Genomic DNA, 19,155 nt, shown 5'->3' with positions numbered 1-19,155 from the left:
TACAACATACTAAAAGCGGCAGGGAAGATATCTGGCGGACAGCTATCGTCAACCGGCCGGTTAGTCCGTTTTTTTTACCGCCTTACCCTTCAACAGCTTTCTTACCCAGTAGCGATTAGGGTGCGTGGCCGCCAGCGTTTCCCTGTCCAGCGGAACGGGTTCGCCACACAACTGCGCCGCCAGCGCTTCTGCCGCCAGCGGGCCGCTGCATAATCCTCGGGAGCCTAGCGCCCCCAGCACAAAAAGGCCGTTGTGGAGCGGCGCATCTTTTGCATTGGCTTTGTTCTGCGACAGGGTTGCGTACTGCTCCAGCGTCTGCTGGTAGTCCGGCAGCGGCCCAATCATCGGCAGATGGTCGCGCGTGGCACAGCGTACGCCGCTACGGGCGCTTCCTTCACTGACGTCTACTTCCCGCGGCCAGTCGGCATCGGGCAGACAGCGGATCAGCCGCTCGCGGTTTTCCTGCTGATCTTCTTCGCGATAGGCCGTATTGCTGTCGGTACGATGGTAGCTGGCGCCAATGCAGTGATGCTGGTTTTGCGGATTAACCGGCGTCAGGTAGCCGTCATAGCAAAGCACCTGTTTAAGCTGGCTCAGCGCTGGCGTCGTGGGGATATGGCTGACCTGGCCGCTAACGGCGTACGCGGGTAGCTTTTCACTTTGCGCAAAGTCCGTCAGCGCATGGCCGGTCGCCAGCACCACGTTGCGGTGAGTTTGCGCCGGTTTCTCAACAAAATTCAGCTGCCAGCCCGCTTCTGTGGCAGTCAGTTCCGTTAGCTTATGCTGCCAGTGAACGACCAGCCCTTGCCGCTGCGCCAGCGCAAATAATGCGGGTGTTAGCTGCGCGGGAGAGAGCCAGCCGCCAGCCGGATAAGTTATCCCTGCGCAGCCGGTTTCTACGCCGCACAGTGCTTCCGCTTCCTGAACCTCTACGGCATAAGCAATCTCGTCCGGCAGGTTCATCGTCAGCATTTTAGCGATTTTTTCCGCGCTTTTTTCATCCCAGCCAAGCTGCATAACGCCGCACCAGTCACGATCGAAACTGACCGGCAAGCTGTCATAGACGCGGCGGGCAAAGGTAAAAGCGGCAGGGAAAAAGCGGCCCAGCGCCGGATCGTGATGGTTCAATAGCGGATAAAGCGCGCCCTGACGATTGCCGGATGCGCCCTGAGCCGACTCGGCGTCTGCGCTGTAAAGCGTCACTTTTTTACCGCGCCGCAGAAGGGCGAGCGCCAGCAGCGCGCTGGCGATACCGCCACCGATTAACGCAATATCCTCACCTTGCGCTGGCGGACGGCAATACCATGGCGCGGCGGCGGGTGTGGCGATTGCCTGCTCAAGCACTCCGCAAAGCATGTGGCGTTTAGGGCCAAAACCTTTGCGCTTGCTGACGGTAAATCCCGCTTCCTGTAGACCACGACGGACAAATCCTGCACAGGTAAACGTCGCCAGCGTGCCGCCCTGACGTGCCGTTTTTGCCATACAGGCAAACAGTTCTGGCGTCCACATATCGGGATTCTTAGACGGGGCAAACCCATCCAGAAACCACGCGTCAACCTGCTGGTTAAGGCTGTCGTCAAAGGTATGGATCAGCTGGTTGATATCGCCGAACCACAGGTCGAGGGTGACACGCCCGTTGTCCAGCAGCAGGCGATGGCAGCCGGGCAGGGCGGCGGGCCACTGCTCGCGCAGCGCGACGGCGTAGTCGGCGAGTTCTGGCCAGCGCTGCTGCGCGCTGGCCAGATCTTCCTTGCTGAGCGGATACTTTTCACAGCTGATAAAGTGCAGGCGTTGCAGGCTGGCCTGTGGCTGTTCGGCGCGGAACCGGTCGAAGGTCTGCCAGAGCGTCAAAAAATTCAGGCCGGTGCCAAAACCGGTTTCCGCCGCGATAAACAGCGCCCGGGAATGCTGTGCAAAACGCTCGGGCAGCCGGTTGCCGCCCAGGAAGACGTAACGCGTTTCTTCCAGGCCATTTTCATTGGAAAAATAGACGTCGCCGAAGGTTCGGGATACAGGTGTACCCTGTTCGTTCCAGCTTAGTTTTGCATGCTCAATCGGGGCGTTGTTCAAGGCAAAAGCTCTATTATCTTACGGTGTTGCGATTGTAACCGCCGGGGTGCGACCACGCAAATTTACAAAAGTTAAAAGCAGATCGGACTTGTTCGGCTTACAACTGTACGCTAAAGTGCGTGTCGAATCCTAATATAAGTAGTTAACGAGGTATTGAATGAAACGTGCAGTGATTACTGGCCTGGGTATCGTTTCCAGCATTGGTAATAACCAACAGGAAGTCCTTGCGTCTCTGCGTGAAGGCCGTTCCGGCATTACCTTCTCTCAGGAGCTGAAAGATTCCGGCATGCGTAGTCACGTCTGGGGCAACGTCAAGCTCTCTAAAGACGAGATCGCCGGTCTGATCGACCGTAAATCCCTGCGTTTCATGAGCGATGCGTCCATTTATGCCTATATTTCCATGCTGGAAGCGGTAAAAGATTCCGGTTTGACCGTTGAACAGTACCAGAACAACCCGCGTGTGGGTCTGGTTGCCGGTTCCGGCGGCGGTTCGCCGTACAACCAGGCGGCAAGCGTTGACGGCATGCGTGCTAAAGGTTTGCGCGGCGTGGGTCCTTATATGGTGACCAAGGCGATGGCTTCCGGCGTTTCTGCCTGCCTCGCGACCCCGTTTAAAATTCACGGCGTAAACTACTCCATCAGCTCCGCCTGTGCGACTTCTGCACACTGTATCGGCAACGCCGTTGAGCAGATCCAGCTGGGCAAACAGGACGTAGTTTTTGCGGGCGGCGGCGAAGAGCTGTGCTGGGAAATGTCCTGCGAGTTCGATGCAATGGGCGCACTCTCTACCAAATATAACGAAACGCCAGAAAAAGCGTCTCGCACCTACGACACCAGCCGCGACGGTTTCGTCATCGCTGGCGGCGGCGGCATGGTAGTGGTGGAAGAGCTGGAGCACGCGCTGGCGCGCGGTGCACATATCTATGCGGAAGTTGTTGGCTATGGCGCAACCTCTGACGGCGCGGACATGGTTGCCCCATCAGGCGAAGGCGCAATGCGCTGTATGCGTCTGGCGATGCAGGGTGTGGATACGCCAATCGACTACCTGAACACGCACGGCACCTCTACGCCGGTTGGTGATGTGAAAGAGCTGGGCGCGATCCGCGAAGTATTCAGCGACAACACGCCAGCGATGTCCGCTACCAAAGCCATGACCGGTCACTCTCTGGGTGCGGCGGGCGTGCAGGAAGCTATCTACTCGCTGCTGATGCTGGAGCACGGTTTTATCGCGCCAAGCATCAACATTGACGAGCTGGACGCGGCGGCGGAAGGTCTGAACATCGTGACCAAACCAACCGAGCAGAAGCTGACTACCGTAATGTCTAACAGCTTTGGCTTTGGCGGCACCAACGCCACGCTGGTGATGCGCAAGCTGTAACGGCTCGGCTTTACGCTGTAAAAAAGGATGCTCCGCAAGGGCATCCTTTTTTTATCTCTCCGCTTTTTACTCCGCTAAAAACAGTGTTTTCCTGCATAAATAGTGCATCGGTTTTAATCAGTTATACTGCCTGTCTGGAGCTATTGCGCACCTTACTGCTTGACAATCGGAAAGTTTTTCGTCACGCTGCGGCTATCTTTTCCCCAATATCTTAACGATGTTGCGTAAGCGTTTAACGTAAATCAACGCACCCGGCCTGTCGCTATAGCGGCAGCTTTTTGGGTGTGTCTGACGCCACGCCCTTCATCTTTAAGGAGCAGCGGGATTAATGTCTTCCCTTACTCATGAAAGTTCTTCTCGATCGACCGTCTCTCTGGCCTCGATCTCCTTTGCCGTTTTCTTAACTTATCTGACCGCTGGCCTGGCGTTGCCGGTGATCCCGCTGTTCGTCCATCAGCAGCTGGGGCTGAATAACGTAATGGTTGGCGTCGCGGTGGGCATCCAGTTCTTCGCGACCTTGCTGACGCGTGGCTATGCCGGCAGGCTGGCCGACCAGCGCGGGGCGAAACGCTCGGTGCTACAGGGGATGGTAGCCTGTACGCTAGTTGGCGTCGCTTATGTACTGGCGGCGATATTACCGGTGCCGGTGATGGCAAAGTTTGCGCTGCTGGTGGCGGGGCGACTGCTGCTCGGCTTTGGCGAAAGCCAGCTGTTGACGGGCAATCTTACCTGGGGAATGGGGCTGGTCGGGCCAAAACGTTCGGGCCAGGTGATGTCGTGGAACGGCATGGCGATTTATGGCGCGCTGGCTGTCGGTGCGCCTCTTGGCCTGTGGCTGCATAACCGCTGGGGTTTTGAGGCGATGGGCATTGCCACGGTGGTGCTGCCTGTTTTCGCGCTGCTGTTTAACTTTTGGGTTAAACCCGTGCCGACGCACGACGGCGAACGGCCTTCACTGTGGAAAGTGGTGGGGCAGATACTTTCACCCGGTTTTGCGCTCGCGCTTCAGGGAACGGGTTTTGCCGTTATCGGCACTTTTACCACGCTCTATTTTGCCAGTCAGCACTGGGGCAATGCGGGCTTCGCGCTGACCGCCTTCGGCATGGCTTTTGTCCTGATGCGTATTCTGTTTGGCTGGATGCCGGATCGGCTGGGCGGCGTGCGCGTGGCGCTGATTTCGCTGGCGATCGAGGCACTCGGCTTACTGCTGCTAGGCCTGGCGACCAACGGCGGGATGGCGCTGGCCGGTGCGGCATTAACCGGCTGCGGCTGTTCGCTGGTCTTTCCCGCGCTGGGTGTCGAAGTGGTCAAACGGGTTGCGCCACAGGTGCGTGGCACGGCGCTCGGTGGCTTTTCGGCTTTTCAGGATATCGCCTACGGTGCCAGCGGCCCGCTAACCGGCATTCTGGCAACGTCGCTGGGCTACGGCTCCGTCTATCTGGCTGGCGCTGTCTGCGCGGCGTTGGGTATTGCCGTCACGCTTAACTTCGCCCGTACGCAATAGCCTGTGGGCTACTAGCAGGTCGGCTGTGTAGCAATGGCCGACCTTTCCGCACGGCTGATTATTGCCGTTAAATACGCTAGTCTGGCAGCCTGTCTTATTAACTCTCAACAGATGTATGAATAATCGCCTGACCATTAAGGATATTGCTCGTCTGAGCGGCGTAGGGAAATCTACCGTTTCACGCGTGCTCAATGCAGAAAGCGGCGTCAGCCAGAAAACGCGTGAAAAAGTTGAAGCGATAATTCGCCAGCAGAGTTTTACTCCCTCCAGATCGGCCCGTGCCATGCGTGAACAAAGCGACAAGGTAATAGGTATTATCGTGTCGCGCCTCGACTCTCCGGCTGAAAATCAGGCGGTCAGGGAAATGCTGCCGCTGTTTTATCAGCAGGGTTTCGATCCCATCGTGATGGAAAGCCAGTTCGATCCGCAACTGGTACAAGGGCAGTTACAGATGCTGGCCCAGCGTCATGTGGATGGCGTCATCCTGTTTGGCTTCAGCGGGCTGAGCGCAGAAATGTTCAGCAAGTGGCAGGATAAAATGGTGATTATGGTGCGCCAGTACGCCGGTTTTTCCTCGGTCTGCTATGACGATAGGGGCGCGGTCAACCTGCTGATGGACCATCTTTATCAGCATGGGCATCGGCATATCAGCTATCTCGGCGTTGATCAGCGCGACGCCACCACCGGAGCCTCGCGCTATCAGGCTTATCTTGCTGGCTGTCAGCGCCTGCAGCTCAGCCCGCTTAGCGAGCTGGGCGAGCTGACATATCAGTACGGCTTTGAGCGTGCCGCCAGCGTTCTGGGGCCAGAAACTACCGCGCTTATCTGTGCCTCAGACAGCATTGCGCTGGGCGCTAACAAATATTTGCAGCAGCCTCAGTTCGGTCACGTGCAGGTTTGCGCTATCGGTAATACCCAGCTGGCTAAATTTTTATTCCCTGAGACCCTGTCGGTAGAGTTTGGCTACGGTGAAGCAGGTCTACTGGCGGCCACACAGCTGCTTGCTCAGCTAAACGGCGAATCCGGTATTCAGCACGCTGTTGTTGCCTGCAAAATTTCCTGAATCCACCTGCCGGTAAAACCACGGGTTTTGTGATCTTTGCTTCAGAATGGGAACGTTCCCTTTCCTGGCGGGAATATTAATAGTTACACTCGGGAAACTAAAAAAACGCGCTATTTTCCGGACGCGGAGCGGTAAATAGTGTGAGTGTAAAGTTAAAGGATTATTAAATTATCAGGACTTCAGGTTATTTAAATGGGCTTTCATTTTTCCTGGTATTTTCATATTAATATAAATTAATAAAGGGATTTTTATGAAAAATATAAAAGAGCAGGATATCGATCGCCTGATCGAACTGGTAGGCGGTCGCGAAAATATTGCTGCCGTCAGCCACTGTATTACCCGATTACGTTTTGTGCTTGCCGATCCCGAACTTGCTCAACCGAAAGCTATCGAAGCGTTATCTGCGGTTAAAGGCTGTTTTACCAATGCCGGCCAGTTCCAGGTTGTAATCGGAACAGAGGTGGAAAGTTATTATCAGGCGCTACAGGCTAAAATCGGTTCTGGTTCGGTGGATAAAGAACAGTTAAAAATGGCCGCGCGACAGAATATGAAAGCACATGAGCGAGCGCTTTCTCATCTCGCTGAAATTTTCTTCCCCCTGTTACCCGCGTTAATCTGCGGCGGTTTAATCTTAGGCTTCCGCAATATTATCGGCGACCTGCCTTTTCCCAACGGGCAGACGCTGGCGCAGCAGCATCCAGCCTGGCAAAATATCTATGACTTCCTGTGGCTGCCGGGCGAAGCGATATTTATGTTTTTGCCGGTAGCCGTTTGCTGGTCAACGGTAAAAAAGATGGGCGGTACGCCAGTGCTGGGTCTGGTTCTGGGTATCACCCTTGTTTCACCACAGCTGATGAATTCCTATCTGCTCGGGCAGCAAACGCCGGCTTTCTGGGATTTCGGCTGGTTTGTGATTGCAAAGGTAGGCTACCAGGCGCAGGTGATCCCGTCAGTGCTGGCCGGTATGGCGCTGGCCTGGATTGAGCTCCGCTTGAAAAAATGGGTGCCGGAGTATCTCTGGCTGGTCGTGGTGCCGATTTTCACCATTTTGCTGGGCGTATTTCTTGCGCATGCGCTTATCGGGCCTTTTGGCAGGCTGATTGGCGACGGCGTGGCATGGGGCGTCACCGCGTTAATGACCGGCAGCTTTGCGCCGATTGGCGCTGCGCTGTTTGGTTTTCTTTATGCGCCGCTGGTGATTACCGGCATACACCAGACCACGCTGGCGATTGATTTGCAGATGATTAACAGCTCGGGCGGCACGCCGCTGTGGCCGCTGATTGCGCTATCGAATATCGCCCAGGCTTCCGCCGTGGTTGGCATTATTATTATTAGCCGTAAAGTTAACGAAAGAGAAATATCCGTTCCTGCCGCTATTTCCGCTTATTTAGGCGTAACGGAACCTGCCATGTACGGCATTAACCTGAAATATCGCTTTCCCATGTTATGCGCCATGATCGGCTCTTCTGTCGCAGGACTGCTTTGCGGATTAAACGGCGTGCTGGCTAACAGTATTGGCGTCGGCGGCCTGCCGGGAATTTTATCTATTCAGCCTCAGTTCTGGCTGGTATTTCTGACGGCGATGCTGGTGGCAATTATTGTCCCTCTATTATTAACGCTGTTGGTTTACCGCTATAAGGCCAGACGTGGCGAAATTCCGGCATAATTAAAGGATTATTTATGAGTAAGACAGTTGCCTGGTGGCAGAACGGCGTTATTTATCAAATTTACCCAAAAAGTTTTCAGGACAGCAGCGGCAACGGCTACGGCGATTTAAACGGCGTTATTTCCCGACTGGATTATTTGCATCTGCTGGGCGTGGATGCCGTCTGGTTAACGCCTGTGTATATTTCGCCGCAGGTTGATAACGGTTATGACGTGGCCGACTACTGCGCTATCGATCCTCTTTACGGCACCATGGAGGATTTTGAGCGGCTGGTAGCCGAAGCGCACCGGCGCAATATTCGTATCGTGATGGATATGGTGTTCAACCACACCTCGACGCAGCATCCCTGGTTTGTGGCCGCACAGGATGCGGATAGCCCATATCGGCCATTTTATATCTGGCGGGACGGTAAGGATGGCCAGCCGCCGAACAGCTGGCGTTCTAAATTTGGCGGTTCAGCCTGGCAATGGCATCAGGCCAGCGGGCAATATTATCTGCATCTGTATGCTGTTGAGCAGGCCGATCTTAACTGGGAACATCCGCCGGTACGGGATGAACTGAAGCAAATCTGTCGGTTTTGGGCGGCAAAAGGCGTTGATGGACTTCGTCTGGACGTGATTAACCTGGTGGCCAAGCATCCGGCGCTGCCTGAAGACAGGGAGGGCGATGGACGGTGCTTCTATACCGATGGCTCGCTGATTCACGACTATCTGCGGGAAATGAGCCGTGAGGTGTTTCAGCCGCTCGGACTGATGACGGTAGGCGAAATGTCCTCTACCACGCTGGCAAACTGTCAGCAATATGCGGCCAGTGATGGCAGCGAGCTTTCCATGACCTTTAATTTTCATCATCTGAAGGTCGACTATCCCGGCGGCGACAAGTGGTCGCTGGCCGCGCCCGATTTTATTGAGCTTAAGCGCATTTTCAACCACTGGCAGCGCGGTATGCATGGACGGGCCTGGAACGCGCTGTTCTGGTGCAACCACGATCAGCCGCGCATCGTTTCTCGCTTCGGGGATGACGGCAGGTTACGCGTTCCTGCGGCAAAAATGCTGGCAATGGTGCTGCACGGTATGCAGGGCACGCCCTATATCTATCAGGGTGAAGAGATTGGGATGACTAATCCGGGCTTCAGCCATATCGGGCAGTACCGTGATGTCGAAAGCCTGACTATGTATGCCGAACTGCGCGCCGAAGGCCGCAGCGAAGCCGATTTACTCTCCGTACTGGCCAGCAAATCACGTGATAACAGCCGTACGCCGATGCAGTGGAGCGCAGAAGCTAACGCAGGCTTCACTACCGGCCAGCCCTGGCTGAGCTGCGCGCAAAACTACTTAACGGTAAATGTGGAAGACGCGGTTGCCGATCCTGATTCAGTTTTTCATACCTATCGCCAGCTTATCGCCCTGCGCAAACAGCTCCCGCTGCTGACGTCTGGCGATTATAACGATCTTGCGCCGCTGCATCCGGCGCTGTGGAGCTACCTGCGATGCTGGAACGGACAGCGGCTTCTGGTAGTGGCCAATTTGCGCCGCGAGCCGCTTCACTGGCAAAACACTGATATTGCCGTCGCCGGCTGGCGCAGGGTGATCAGTAACTATGACGACGCGCCCCATCAGCCGCAGCCCTGCATTCTGCGGCCCTTTGAGGCGATATGGTGGCTACAGGAATAACGCGTTCTATCAATTAAGGGAATAATATGATGAAAGACAAGACACTTGCAGGAAAAACGCTTCTCGCCGCACTGATTACCGCCGCAATGTCCTTACCGGCAACGGCGGTGGATTTTCACGGCTATGCCCGTTCCGGTATCGGCTGGACCGGCAGCGGCGGCGAACAGCAATGCTTTAAGGCCACCGGCGCGCAAACCAAATATCGACTGGGCAACGAATGCGAAACCTACGCGGAATTAAAACTGGGCCAGGAGGCATGGAAGGAGGGCAATAAAAGCTTCTATTTCGACACTACACTGGCCTATGCCGTTTCTCAGCGCGCCGATTTTGAAGCGGTATCGCCGGGTTTTCGCGAAGTGAACATTACGGGCGTCAATCTGATCGACGCGCTGCCCGGCTCGACGATTTGGGCCGGTAAGCGTTTCTATCAGCGCCACGATGTATTCATGACCGACTTCTTTTACTGGGATATTTCCGGGCCGGGAGCCGGGCTGGAAAATGTCGATCTGGGTTTTGGCAAGCTTTCACTGGCGGTCACCCGCAACAGCGAATCGGGCGGTTCGCAGGGTTATATTGATACTCAGCAGGATGAGCGTCCAACCGTCAATGATGTTTTCGACGTGCGCCTTGCTGGCCTGCAAACCAATTCCGGCGGCAGCGTAGAGCTGGGGTTCGATTATGGCCGCGCCAACGTGCAGGAGGGCTACCGACTGGCGGACGATGCCAGTCGGGCAGGCTGGATGCTGACGGCCATCCATACGCAGGATTTAGCAGGAGGAAACAATAAGTTTGTGGCGCAGTATGCGACGGATTCAATGACCTCGCTGGGAAACGGTCGCAACGAAGGCGCATCGGTTGATAACAATGGGCGGATGATCCGCATGCTCGACCACGGTTCGATTGATTTCAACAATCGCTGGGGAATGATGTATGTGGCGATGTACCAGAATATCGATCGTGACAATAACAACGGCACCGAATGGTACAGCGCGGGTATAAGTCCAATGTATAAGTGGACGCCGATTATGAGTACCGTGCTGGAAGCCGGTTACGATAACGTCAAATCGCAGCGCACCCGCGAGCGCAACAGCCAGTATAAAGTGACGCTGGCGCAGCAGTGGCAGGCGGGTGACAGCGTCTGGTCGCGTCCGGCGCTGCGTTTGTTTGCTAGCTGGGCTAAATGGCATGAAAAATGGGGCTATGCCACGGCAAGCGACGACGGCTTCAGTTCCGGCACGGCTTACAGCGATACCGGCCTGCATACGTTCAGCCGCGGAAACAGCGATGAAGTCAGCTTTGGCGCGCAGATGGAAGTGATGTGGTAAACCGGTAACTAAAACAGGCGCGCAAGCTTGTCGACCGCGCTAATAATCTCCGCTCGCTGCAGGGCGGAGAATCCCAGCAGCCAGCCTTCCTGGCGCGCCGTTCCCTGATATAACGGCGACAGCCGCGGCAGCAGCAAACCCGTCTGCAAAGCCTGGCGCGTTAATCTCTCTTCTCCGCCATCCGGCAGCGTAACCGTTAACTGTAAACCGTGCTGGTGGCTCAGCGGCTTGAGCTTATCGTCCAGCCTCGCTGAAAGCTGCGTCAGAAGCAGATCGCGGCGGCTGGCATACAGCTTACGCATCAGCCGTAAATGCGCCTGAAAGTGACCGTTATTGATAAAATCTGCCGTCACTGCCTGTAGAAGCTGTGCGCTATGCCCGTCCATGACGCTGCGCAGGCGGCAAAAAGGACTGACCAGGGCGGAAGGGACAACCAGATAAGCCAGCCGCAGGGAAGGGAACAGCGTTTTGGAAAACGTGCCCAGATAGAGCACGCGTCCGGCGCTATCCAGCCCTTGCATGGCGGGCGCAGGCTGGCTGTCGTAATAAAATTCGCTGTCGTAGTCATCTTCAATCAGCCAGGCATTTTGCGTACGGGCGAAATGCAGCCATTGCAGACGACGCGCCAGGCTCATCGCCACGCCCGTTGGATACTGATGGGAAGGCGTCAGGTAGACCAGTTTGGCCGCTGGCCGCTCGGGAATTCTGGCACCCTGATCGTCCAGCGCCACCGTACTGACTGCGGCACCCGCGCTGACAAAAGCATGATGAGCGCCACTATAGCCCGGCTCTTCCAGCCAGATCTGCTCGCCCGGATCGCACAGCAGCATTGCCAGCATCTGTAACGCCTGCTGAGAACTGGTCAGAATGATGACCTGCTCCGCTTTACAGCGCACGCCGCGCGACAAGTGGAGATAACGGGCCACCGCCTGACGCAGTTCCGGCAACCCTTGCGGGCTACCATAGCCCATCATTTTTTCCGGCTCGTGGCGCAAACGCTGTACGGTCAGCCGTCGCCAGATATCGTGAGGAAAAGCACGCAGATCCGGCGAACCGGCGGCGAAAGCCTGAGGGAAAAGAGGATCGCTACAGCCGCCGGTCGCTACAATGCGCGCTCCCCGTGCGGAAAACGCGGGTTTTTCTGTCCGGCCTGGTTTTCTGACGCGCTGCATCTCTGGCAGCCCAACGGCAACAAAAGTCCCTTTGCCGGTTTGACGAAACAGATAGCCTTCGCTTTCCAGCTGCGCATAGGCTGCTTCTACCGTTACTCTCGACAATGACAAATCGCCAGCCAGCAGGCGCGAGGAGGGAAGTCGTTCGCCCTGCGGCAGCGTGCCGCTGGTGATGAGCTGGCGCAGAGCGGCGCACAGTTTTTCCCGTAGCGTTCTGCCGTGCTGCGAAGCAAATATCTGAATAAAAGAAGCGCGGGCCAGCGGCATAATGGTCTTACTCTTCGGTTAAAATGGGTCTTATTATTAAGACCCATTGACCTTATCATTGCGGGGACATTAAGCAAAGGAGCTACCCCGATGACCGTTTCCGCTGTTTTACAATTTCCACCGCCGTCAGCCGTGCAAAGCGAAGCCTGGCTACGCGAGAAGCTGGCTTACTATACCGACGCGTGGGATTTAGCGCAGGATCTTGCTAACGCCATTACCGCTATCGTTGTTATCGATACCCGTTCAACGGAACATTACCTGGCCGGCCATATTCCCGGCGCGGCAAGCTTTCCGCACGCCACTATGACGGCTGAAACGCTGGCAGCGCTGGATAAAAGTAAGGTTTACATCACCTATTGTGACGGCATCGGCTGTAACGGTTCGACCAAAGGCGCATGGAAGCTGGCGGCGGCAGGATTTCGCGTTAAGGAGCTTATCGGCGGCCTGGATTTCTGGCTGCGCGACCGTCATCCGATCGCGCAGGGAACCGCTAAAGGCGAGTGGCCGCCGCAAAGCTTACAGGCGTGCGGCTGCTGAACTCAGAGGAAAACCCACAGCAGGAAAATAACCAGCAGTAGCGCCATAAAAGCGGTGACGGCTGGTCGGCTAACCAGCGGCTGTAGCGCCGTTGGCAGATAGCTGATGGGCGCGACGATGGGCTGAGGATTGATCTCGCTGTCGGCCAGCGGCAGCTCTTTCAGACGCTCGGCGCGGCGTGAGAACAGCAGATTCATCAAATCCTGCGCCTGTGCCGCGGTCAGTACGGCCTGCGGCGGCAGCTGGAACCGCTGCTGGCTGGCATCTTCCAGCATGCTTTGCTCAGCATGATCGGATGGCACCTTTAGCGTGGCAAGCAGTGAATGCAGCGTGGGCGCAGGCTGCTGGCTGAGCGTCTGGCTAACCTGTAAATATTGCGTCAGCAGCGGGAACAGGCGGGAAGGAATCGGATCGCCGCTGTGCAGATTGACCACTTTCAGCGCCGACGTCCACAGCTTAACCGGCTGCTCGCCGGTAACGGCAGCCAGGCGCGCCACCTGCTGATTAAGCGCATGGTGTTCTGCGGGCAGCAGCGAACGGTCGGTAACGCGATTCTGCTGCGGCTGCGGGATCGCCATCTGTCCGTTTTGTAACATCGTCAGCACCTGACGCAGCTGGTCGGTATTCAACGAGCTGAGCACGGTATGGCCAAACTGCTGGCGAATAAAGTCGCTGACCGCCTGGCGATTATTACCCTGAGGCAGCAGATCGCTCAGCTGTTGAAACAGCTGACGGGTCGCATGCGTATTCTGCACCTGGGAAAGACGCGTATTCAGAAACTGCTCGGCCGCCGGGAAATGGCGCGACAGCAGTCCCGCGTCATTTTTCACGCCGACCTCATGCCGCAGGCCAGCCCACAGCTCCGGGGATTTCAACGAGCTGAGGGACATGATTTTGACAATCAGCCTTTCCAGCGTGGTGCGCTGAGCGGGCGTCAGCGGCTGGTCTCCCGGGCCGGTTCGGCTGGTATCGGGTCGGTTTTCGACCGTCGTACGTTCGCCAGGTAATGGCGCACCGGGGCCACTAAGAGGTTGCATGGCAAAATCCTTAACTCAAAATTATCCGGGGCGCACCGGAAAAAGGGGATTGGCTATGATAACAATCCCGCTTTGCGATAGGTAGTGGCGAGGGGCCGCAGAGCCGATTATTTTTCAGCAATTTTCTGGCGTCCGGCCGTTTTTTTCAGGCGTAAAGGCGTACGCAGCCGCTGAGCCAGAATCACGCCGCACAGAGTAATGCCGCCGCCGATAAAATGGTAGCTGTGCAGCTTTTCATGCAGAAACAGTACGGCGATAACGGCGGTAAAAACGGGCGTCAGATTCATAAAGATCGATGCGGTGCTGGCACCCATTCGCATCACGCCCTGGATCCACAAAAAAGGCGAGATAATTGAAGCCGGAATAGCGGCAAACAGCACCAGCGGCAGGTTATGCGCGTTTAGCGAAACGTCTTTTGCCAGCAGGAAACCGGGCAGCAATAGCAGGACGCCAAACACAATCTGCACGTAAAGACTTTGCCAGTTCGGCAGTGGAATTGCCCAGCGGCGGGTCAGCACGCCATACAGCGCATAAGAAGTGGAGGCGGCAAACAGCATCAGTTCGCCAGTACCCATGCCCTGCGTTAACAGCTGCGCAGGATTGCCCTGGCTAATCAGCCACACCAGACCGCTGAACGACAGCACGCTGCCGATCAGAATGCCCACCGTCGGCGCAACTTTTAACAGCACGATACTGATTAGCACGGTCAGTAGCGGGATCAGCGAAACCAGAATACCCATCGACAGCGCGCTCACGCTGTGCGCGGCGTAGTAGGCCAGGCTCTGATAAAGCACCATGCCAAGCAGGCCGAGCGTCAATAATTGCCAGAGATGTGGCCCGATCGGACGCCGATTACGCCACACGGCAGGCAGCACAAAAGGCGTCAGTGCAAGCAGCGCAATTAACCAGCGATAGAAAGAGATAGCGGCCGGATCGATAGCGCCAGCGGAAATTTTGCTGACGATAGCGTTGAACGACCAGATCAACACCGCCATCAGCGGATAAAGGAAATTCATTCTTATGCTCAAATCAATAATCAGGCAGGAGAGTGTACCTTTGTCCTGCTACAAATTAACAACGATTATCACATTACTGCCACAGTCACCGCAGCATCCGCCGCCATTTTTCTGCATCCAGCCCGTTCGGTGAAAAAAAGTTGCCAGTTCATTCCCAATTGTCGTTTGTGTATTTTTTGTTACGTCAAGATACTCATGCTGATGAGACGGGAAATTAATGCTGTATATCAGCAACATAAGAAAAGGCTATGACTCACCAACCTGAAAGCTTTTACTCCTTTTTCGGTAAAGTACAGAATTAATTCAGGAAATGACAGTTGTGTGACAGCGCAACGAAGAAAGGGAATTTGCACAGGAGAAAAGCACTAACGCCACTAACTCTATGCTATGCAGGAATAACTATGAACCCACCTAAACTGCACTCCGCGCTTGGCGACGGATTATCCAGTCGTCAGGTCACGATGATTTCAATTGCCGGTATTATTGGCGCTGGTCTGTTTATCGGTTCTGCCAGCGCGATTGCTACTGCCGGCCCGGCCATATTAATTTCTTATGCTTTGACCGGTTTTCTGGTTTTACTGGTTATGCGAATGTTAGGCGAAATGGCGGTAATACAGCCAGATTCGGGTTCTTTTTCCACCTATGCCGCCCGAGCGCTCGGCCCCTGGGCTGGCTTCACTATCGGCTGGCTGTACTGGTGGTTCTGGGTACTGATTGTGCCGGTCGAGGCGATAGCCGGAGCCAATATCCTTCACTCCGCTTTGCCTGCCGTTCCCGCCTGGGTTTATACGCTTTCCATCATGACTCTGCTGACCATCACCAACCTCTTCAATGTGAAAAACTTCGGTGAATTTGAATTCTGGTTTTCCATTATCAAAGTGGTGGCAATTATCGCTTTTATCGTCGTCGGCATTGTGGCGGTAAGCGGCTACTGGCCTCTGGCAAAAGTAAGCGGCGTGTCGCGCTTATGGGATCATGGTGGCTTTATGCCGCACGGTAGCGGCGCAATCCTTTCCGGCGTGCTGATTACCATCTTCTCTTTCTTCGGCGCGGAAATTGTGACCATTGCCGCCGCCGAGTCAAAAAATCCGGGCGAGCAAATCCGCCGCTCAACCAACCTGGTGGTGTACCGTATTGCCTTGTTCTATCTGCTGTCGATTTTTCTGGTGGTCTCGCTGGTAGGCTGGAACGATCCACAACTGAAAGAACAGGGAAGTTTTCAATACGTGCTGAACGTGCTCAATCTGCCGGGCGCAAATATTTTGGTCAGCACTGTAGTGTTTATCGCCGTTTGTAGCTGCATGAACTCCGGACTTTATACGGCTTCAAGAATGTTTTATTCGCTGGCACAGCGTGGCGACGCGCCAAAAGCCGGCACCCGCGTTTCCGCAGGCGGCGTGCCGCGCGTGGCCGTGCTTTCTTCCACGCTGGCCGGTTTTGCTGGCTGCTTCGCAAACTATGCTTTCCCCGGTAAGGTTTTTGATTTTCTGCTTTCCACAACGGGCGCCATTGCGCTGCTGGTCTATCTGGTCATTGCCGTTTCCCAACTGATTATGCGGCGGAAACTGGAGCGCAGCGGCCAGACGCCAGAATTTAAAATGTGGCTGTTCCCGTGGCTGACGCTGTTTACTATTGCCATCATCCTGATGGTGCTGGGCTATATGTTTATCTCACCCGACTATCGTTATGAAACGTTGATGACGCTGGCCGTGGCGGTGATTATGCTGATGCTGAGCTTCTACGTAACGCGTAAGCGAGCGGTGCAGAAAGTGACCGTCAGCAGCAAGATGCAGCCTCAGCGCCGCGCCGTTCAGGCAACTAAATAAAGGTGAGCTGATGACAAGGGCTGTCCGTGTTTCGGGCAGCCCTTGCTGCCTTACACCATACCTGTAGCACCCTTAACAGTGACTCAATTGCTCAGCCCTTGAGGCCGGTTCACCAGTAACCTGCTGGGCCAAAAGTAAAAGCCGCTCCTGCCGCCTGACCCCCATGCCACAGCCCCTTACGCAGGTAATAGCAAAATCCAACCCTGCTGCCGATGTGTCTGTCCAACAGCACCCGCTTAATGAAAAACACTATCCATAGCCCGTTTCAATTGCCCGATTAATTTATATAATTGCGTCGCGCGATGTTAAAGATCGATACAGGAGTATCGAGCTGGGGAATAAGTAGAAATGAAAGCCAAAATAATCGCGAATATCTCTGGTTTAATTTCGGTATGGAAAACTATTTCTCCAGTTTAAATAATGGATGTTAGTAGAATGAAAGTTTTTATTATTAATTTGAAACGCTCGGTATTGCGTAGAGAAAGTATTGAAAGCGAATGTGCTAAATATAATCTGGATTATGAATTTATTGATGCTATAGATGGGCGGCTGTTAACCTCTGCTGAAATACAGCAACATACGCGTAAACTTAATTATGCTTATAAACCTGGCGAAATCGGCTGCTCGCTTAGCCATATCAAGATTTATCGCCTTATGTGCGCGCAAAAGATTAATACCGCACTGATTCTGGAAGACGACGCAAAGCTGATGCCGGATATAACGACCGTGCTGAACGCGCTCAATAAGGCCGAATACAGCGAAAAACCGACCATCACGCTTTTGACCAAAACGTTTCAATATCAGGATAAATGCCTTTTTCATCTCGACCAGACCCACCGGGTTTATCCCGTCATTGAGGCCTGCATGTCGCATGGCTATGTTATTAACCAGGCCGCCGCACAAAAGGTATTGGCAGCTTTTTATCCCGTATGGATGGTTGCAGACCGCTGGAGCCTTTTTAAAGAATATGCTGACTGTGATATCAATGCTGTTATTCCCCCGGTCATCGTTCATTCTGACCTTGCCAGCGCATCGACAATAAAGATGCCAGCAGATGAGGAAGATCATCAGTCCAAAAAGAAACAAATCTGGAAGGAGCTGCGCAAAAAGCGCCCGCTATCGGTCAGGTTAAAAAGAATGGTATGGCTGATGGGTAAGCGGAATTTTATAAAAATTGTTAAGTGCTGAATCTTTCAACGGCGCCAGTGGCGCCGCTCCGGCCACAACGCTTACGACGGCTTTAATATTGCGGCCAGTCCGCTCCGGCAACACCATTCGCCGCGGCTCCTTTTGCCGCACGCTCAGGAGAAAATGCGTAGCGCCTGGCCAGTATGGTAGAGCGTAAAGCCATTTTCAAAGGCAGCGGAACGCAAAGTGGAGTGGGTCACCGGCTTATACTGCTGTAGCGGCAAAGGCAGCAGCGATTGCTCACCCGTGGTCAGATAGTGCGCAAATCCTTTTCCTACGGCGGTGCCTGTCGTGACGCCGCGTCCGTTATAGCCCGTCACGGCCAGCATGCCGGGCAGTGGCTCAAAAATACGAAAGGTATGATTTGGCGTAAAGCCTATCGTGCCCGTCCAGAAGCATTCCCACTTTACATTACGCAGAAAAGGAAAATAAAACTTCAGCTGGCTGTTTACCCAGCCGCGAATATAGGCCGCCGGTTTTCCCTGCGCCGACCCCATACTGCCAAACAGCAAACGATTGTGTGCATCGCGACGAATACTGCTGAGAACCGTTTTGGTATCCCATGAACCCTGACGCTCAGGGAAAATAGCCTGCGCATCGGCACACTCCAGCGGCGCAGAAGCGACCTGAAAATACCAGGCTTTAAAGAAGTTCTGCTTCACCGTATACCAGTCTTCCTCGGTATAGGCATTGGTGGCCAACACTACGCGCGACGCTTTAACTTCGCCTTCTGCCGTGGTGATAGTCCACTGCGTGCCGCTCCGGCTGACGCCTTTCACCGCGCTCTGTTCATAAATTGCCGCGCCGTTGATTTTGGCCGCTCGCGCCAGGCCTCGCGTGTAGGCTGTCGGGTTTAGCGTACCGGCGCGCTTATCCAGCAGGGCCGCCGGAACGTTGCTGCTGCCGACCAGCTGCTGTGCCTGCGTCTGGCTAAGCATTTCAACAGGTGCGCCACGACTGCTGAGCTGTTCATAACGACGCGCCAAATCCTTCATGCCGTTGTCGTTGTGTGCCAGATGCAGCGTGCCGCTACGGGTAGCGTCACACGCAATGCCATACTTATCGACCAGCGAAAACACCAGCGCGGGCGCTTCGCCCATCATGCGCGTCACGCGTTCGCCGTTCTCATTGCCCAGGACCTTTAAAATATCGTTCGGCGGGATCCAGGCACCCGCATTGACCAGGCCGACGTTACGTCCCGAACCGCCGCTGGCGACGCTGCCAGATTCCAGTACGGTCACCGAAATATTATTTTCGGCAAGATGTAGCGCGGTCGAAAGACCGGTAATGCCGCCGCCAATAATAACGACGTCGCTTTCTACCGTTGACTGCAAACAGGGGAAAGAAAGGGGAAGTTCAGACGAGGTGTTTTCCCACAAACATTTCTGCTCCATACTGACTCCGGGCAATAGACTGCAATGATTGACAGAATT

14 protein-coding genes are annotated in these 19,155 nt (G+C 54.9%); 9 read left to right on the top strand and 5 right to left on the bottom strand.

Annotated features, from left to right (window positions below; translation table 11 throughout):
- Window positions 1-60: 60 nt before the first annotated feature.
- Entirely contained in the window at window positions 61-2,070 is a 2,010-nt protein-coding gene (gene mnmC, locus KUE00_RS03095; protein ID WP_246758015.1) for a bifunctional tRNA (5-methylaminomethyl-2-thiouridine)(34)-methyltransferase MnmC2/FAD-dependent 5-carboxymethylaminomethyl-2-thiouridine(34) oxidoreductase MnmC1, read from the bottom strand.
- A gap of 157 nt (window positions 2,071-2,227) precedes the next feature.
- On the opposite strand from mnmC, the gene fabB reads away from it, so the two are divergent.
- The 6 genes from fabB to KUE00_RS03065 all read left to right on the top strand — a co-directional run bounded on the left by fabB (window position 2,228) and on the right by KUE00_RS03065 (window position 10,679).
- Window positions 2,228-3,448: a beta-ketoacyl-ACP synthase I gene (gene fabB / locus KUE00_RS03090; RefSeq protein ID WP_246758014.1), complete on the top strand. Its 1,221-nt coding sequence runs from the start codon at window positions 2,228-2,230 to the stop codon at window positions 3,446-3,448.
- Window positions 3,449-3,776: 328 nt separating this feature from the next.
- On the top strand, window positions 3,777-4,952 hold the full coding sequence (locus KUE00_RS03085; protein ID WP_246758013.1) for an MFS transporter: 1,176 nt from the start codon (window positions 3,777-3,779) through the stop codon (window positions 4,950-4,952).
- Between the two features lie 115 nt (window positions 4,953-5,067).
- Window positions 5,068-6,015 (top strand): trehalose operon repressor TreR, encoded by a 948-nt coding sequence (treR, locus tag KUE00_RS03080; protein ID WP_246758012.1) that lies wholly within the window; start codon window positions 5,068-5,070, stop codon window positions 6,013-6,015.
- Window positions 6,016-6,265: 250 nt separating this feature from the next.
- Window positions 6,266-7,681, top strand: coding sequence for a PTS trehalose transporter subunit IIBC (gene treB / locus KUE00_RS03075; protein WP_246758011.1), 1,416 nt, complete (start codon window positions 6,266-6,268; stop codon window positions 7,679-7,681).
- A gap of 14 nt (window positions 7,682-7,695) precedes the next feature.
- Window positions 7,696-9,354: an alpha,alpha-phosphotrehalase gene (gene treC, locus KUE00_RS03070; protein ID WP_246758010.1), complete on the top strand. Its 1,659-nt coding sequence runs from the start codon at window positions 7,696-7,698 to the stop codon at window positions 9,352-9,354.
- Window positions 9,355-9,383: 29 nt separating this feature from the next.
- Entirely contained in the window at window positions 9,384-10,679 is a 1,296-nt protein-coding gene (locus tag KUE00_RS03065; protein ID WP_281434442.1) for a maltoporin, read from the top strand.
- A gap of 8 nt (window positions 10,680-10,687) precedes the next feature.
- Here the strand turns inward: KUE00_RS03065 and pdxR are convergent, their stop codons facing one another.
- Window positions 10,688-12,118: a MocR-like pyridoxine biosynthesis transcription factor PdxR gene (gene pdxR, locus KUE00_RS03060; protein WP_246758009.1), complete on the bottom strand. Its 1,431-nt coding sequence runs from the start codon at window positions 12,116-12,118 to the stop codon at window positions 10,688-10,690.
- Window positions 12,119-12,208: 90 nt separating this feature from the next.
- On the opposite strand from pdxR, the gene KUE00_RS03055 reads away from it, so the two are divergent.
- The gene (locus KUE00_RS03055; RefSeq protein WP_246758008.1) at window positions 12,209-12,655 is read left to right on the top strand and encodes a rhodanese-like domain-containing protein; all 447 of its coding nucleotides are present in this window, start codon (window positions 12,209-12,211) and stop codon (window positions 12,653-12,655) included.
- A 2-nt stretch (window positions 12,656-12,657) separates the two neighbouring features.
- On the opposite strand, the gene flk is transcribed toward KUE00_RS03055, so the two are convergent.
- Both flk and KUE00_RS03045 read right to left on the bottom strand, forming a co-directional pair.
- Window positions 12,658-13,692 (bottom strand): flagella biosynthesis regulator Flk, encoded by a 1,035-nt coding sequence (gene flk, locus KUE00_RS03050; RefSeq protein ID WP_246758007.1) that lies wholly within the window; start codon window positions 13,690-13,692, stop codon window positions 12,658-12,660.
- Between the two features lie 107 nt (window positions 13,693-13,799).
- Complete coding sequence (locus KUE00_RS03045) at window positions 13,800-14,708, bottom strand: DMT family transporter (protein WP_246758006.1); 909 nt, start codon at window positions 14,706-14,708, stop codon at window positions 13,800-13,802.
- A 401-nt stretch (window positions 14,709-15,109) separates the two neighbouring features.
- On the opposite strand from KUE00_RS03045, the gene KUE00_RS03040 reads away from it, so the two are divergent.
- Both KUE00_RS03040 and KUE00_RS03035 read left to right on the top strand, forming a co-directional pair.
- Entirely contained in the window at window positions 15,110-16,534 is a 1,425-nt protein-coding gene (locus tag KUE00_RS03040) for an amino acid permease (protein ID WP_246758005.1), read from the top strand.
- A gap of 435 nt (window positions 16,535-16,969) precedes the next feature.
- Complete coding sequence (locus KUE00_RS03035) at window positions 16,970-17,722, top strand: glycosyltransferase family 25 protein (protein WP_246758004.1); 753 nt, start codon at window positions 16,970-16,972, stop codon at window positions 17,720-17,722.
- A 113-nt stretch (window positions 17,723-17,835) separates the two neighbouring features.
- Here the strand turns inward: KUE00_RS03035 and amaA are convergent, their stop codons facing one another.
- Entirely contained in the window at window positions 17,836-19,116 is a 1,281-nt protein-coding gene (gene amaA / locus KUE00_RS03030) for an L-pipecolate oxidase (RefSeq protein ID WP_246758003.1), read from the bottom strand.
- Window positions 19,117-19,155: the final 39 nt, after the last annotated feature.

Source organism: Erwinia phyllosphaerae (assembly GCF_019132875.1).
GTDB lineage: Bacteria > Pseudomonadota > Gammaproteobacteria > Enterobacterales > Enterobacteriaceae > Erwinia > Erwinia phyllosphaerae.
This window is presented reverse-complemented; position numbering and strand designations above follow the sequence as displayed.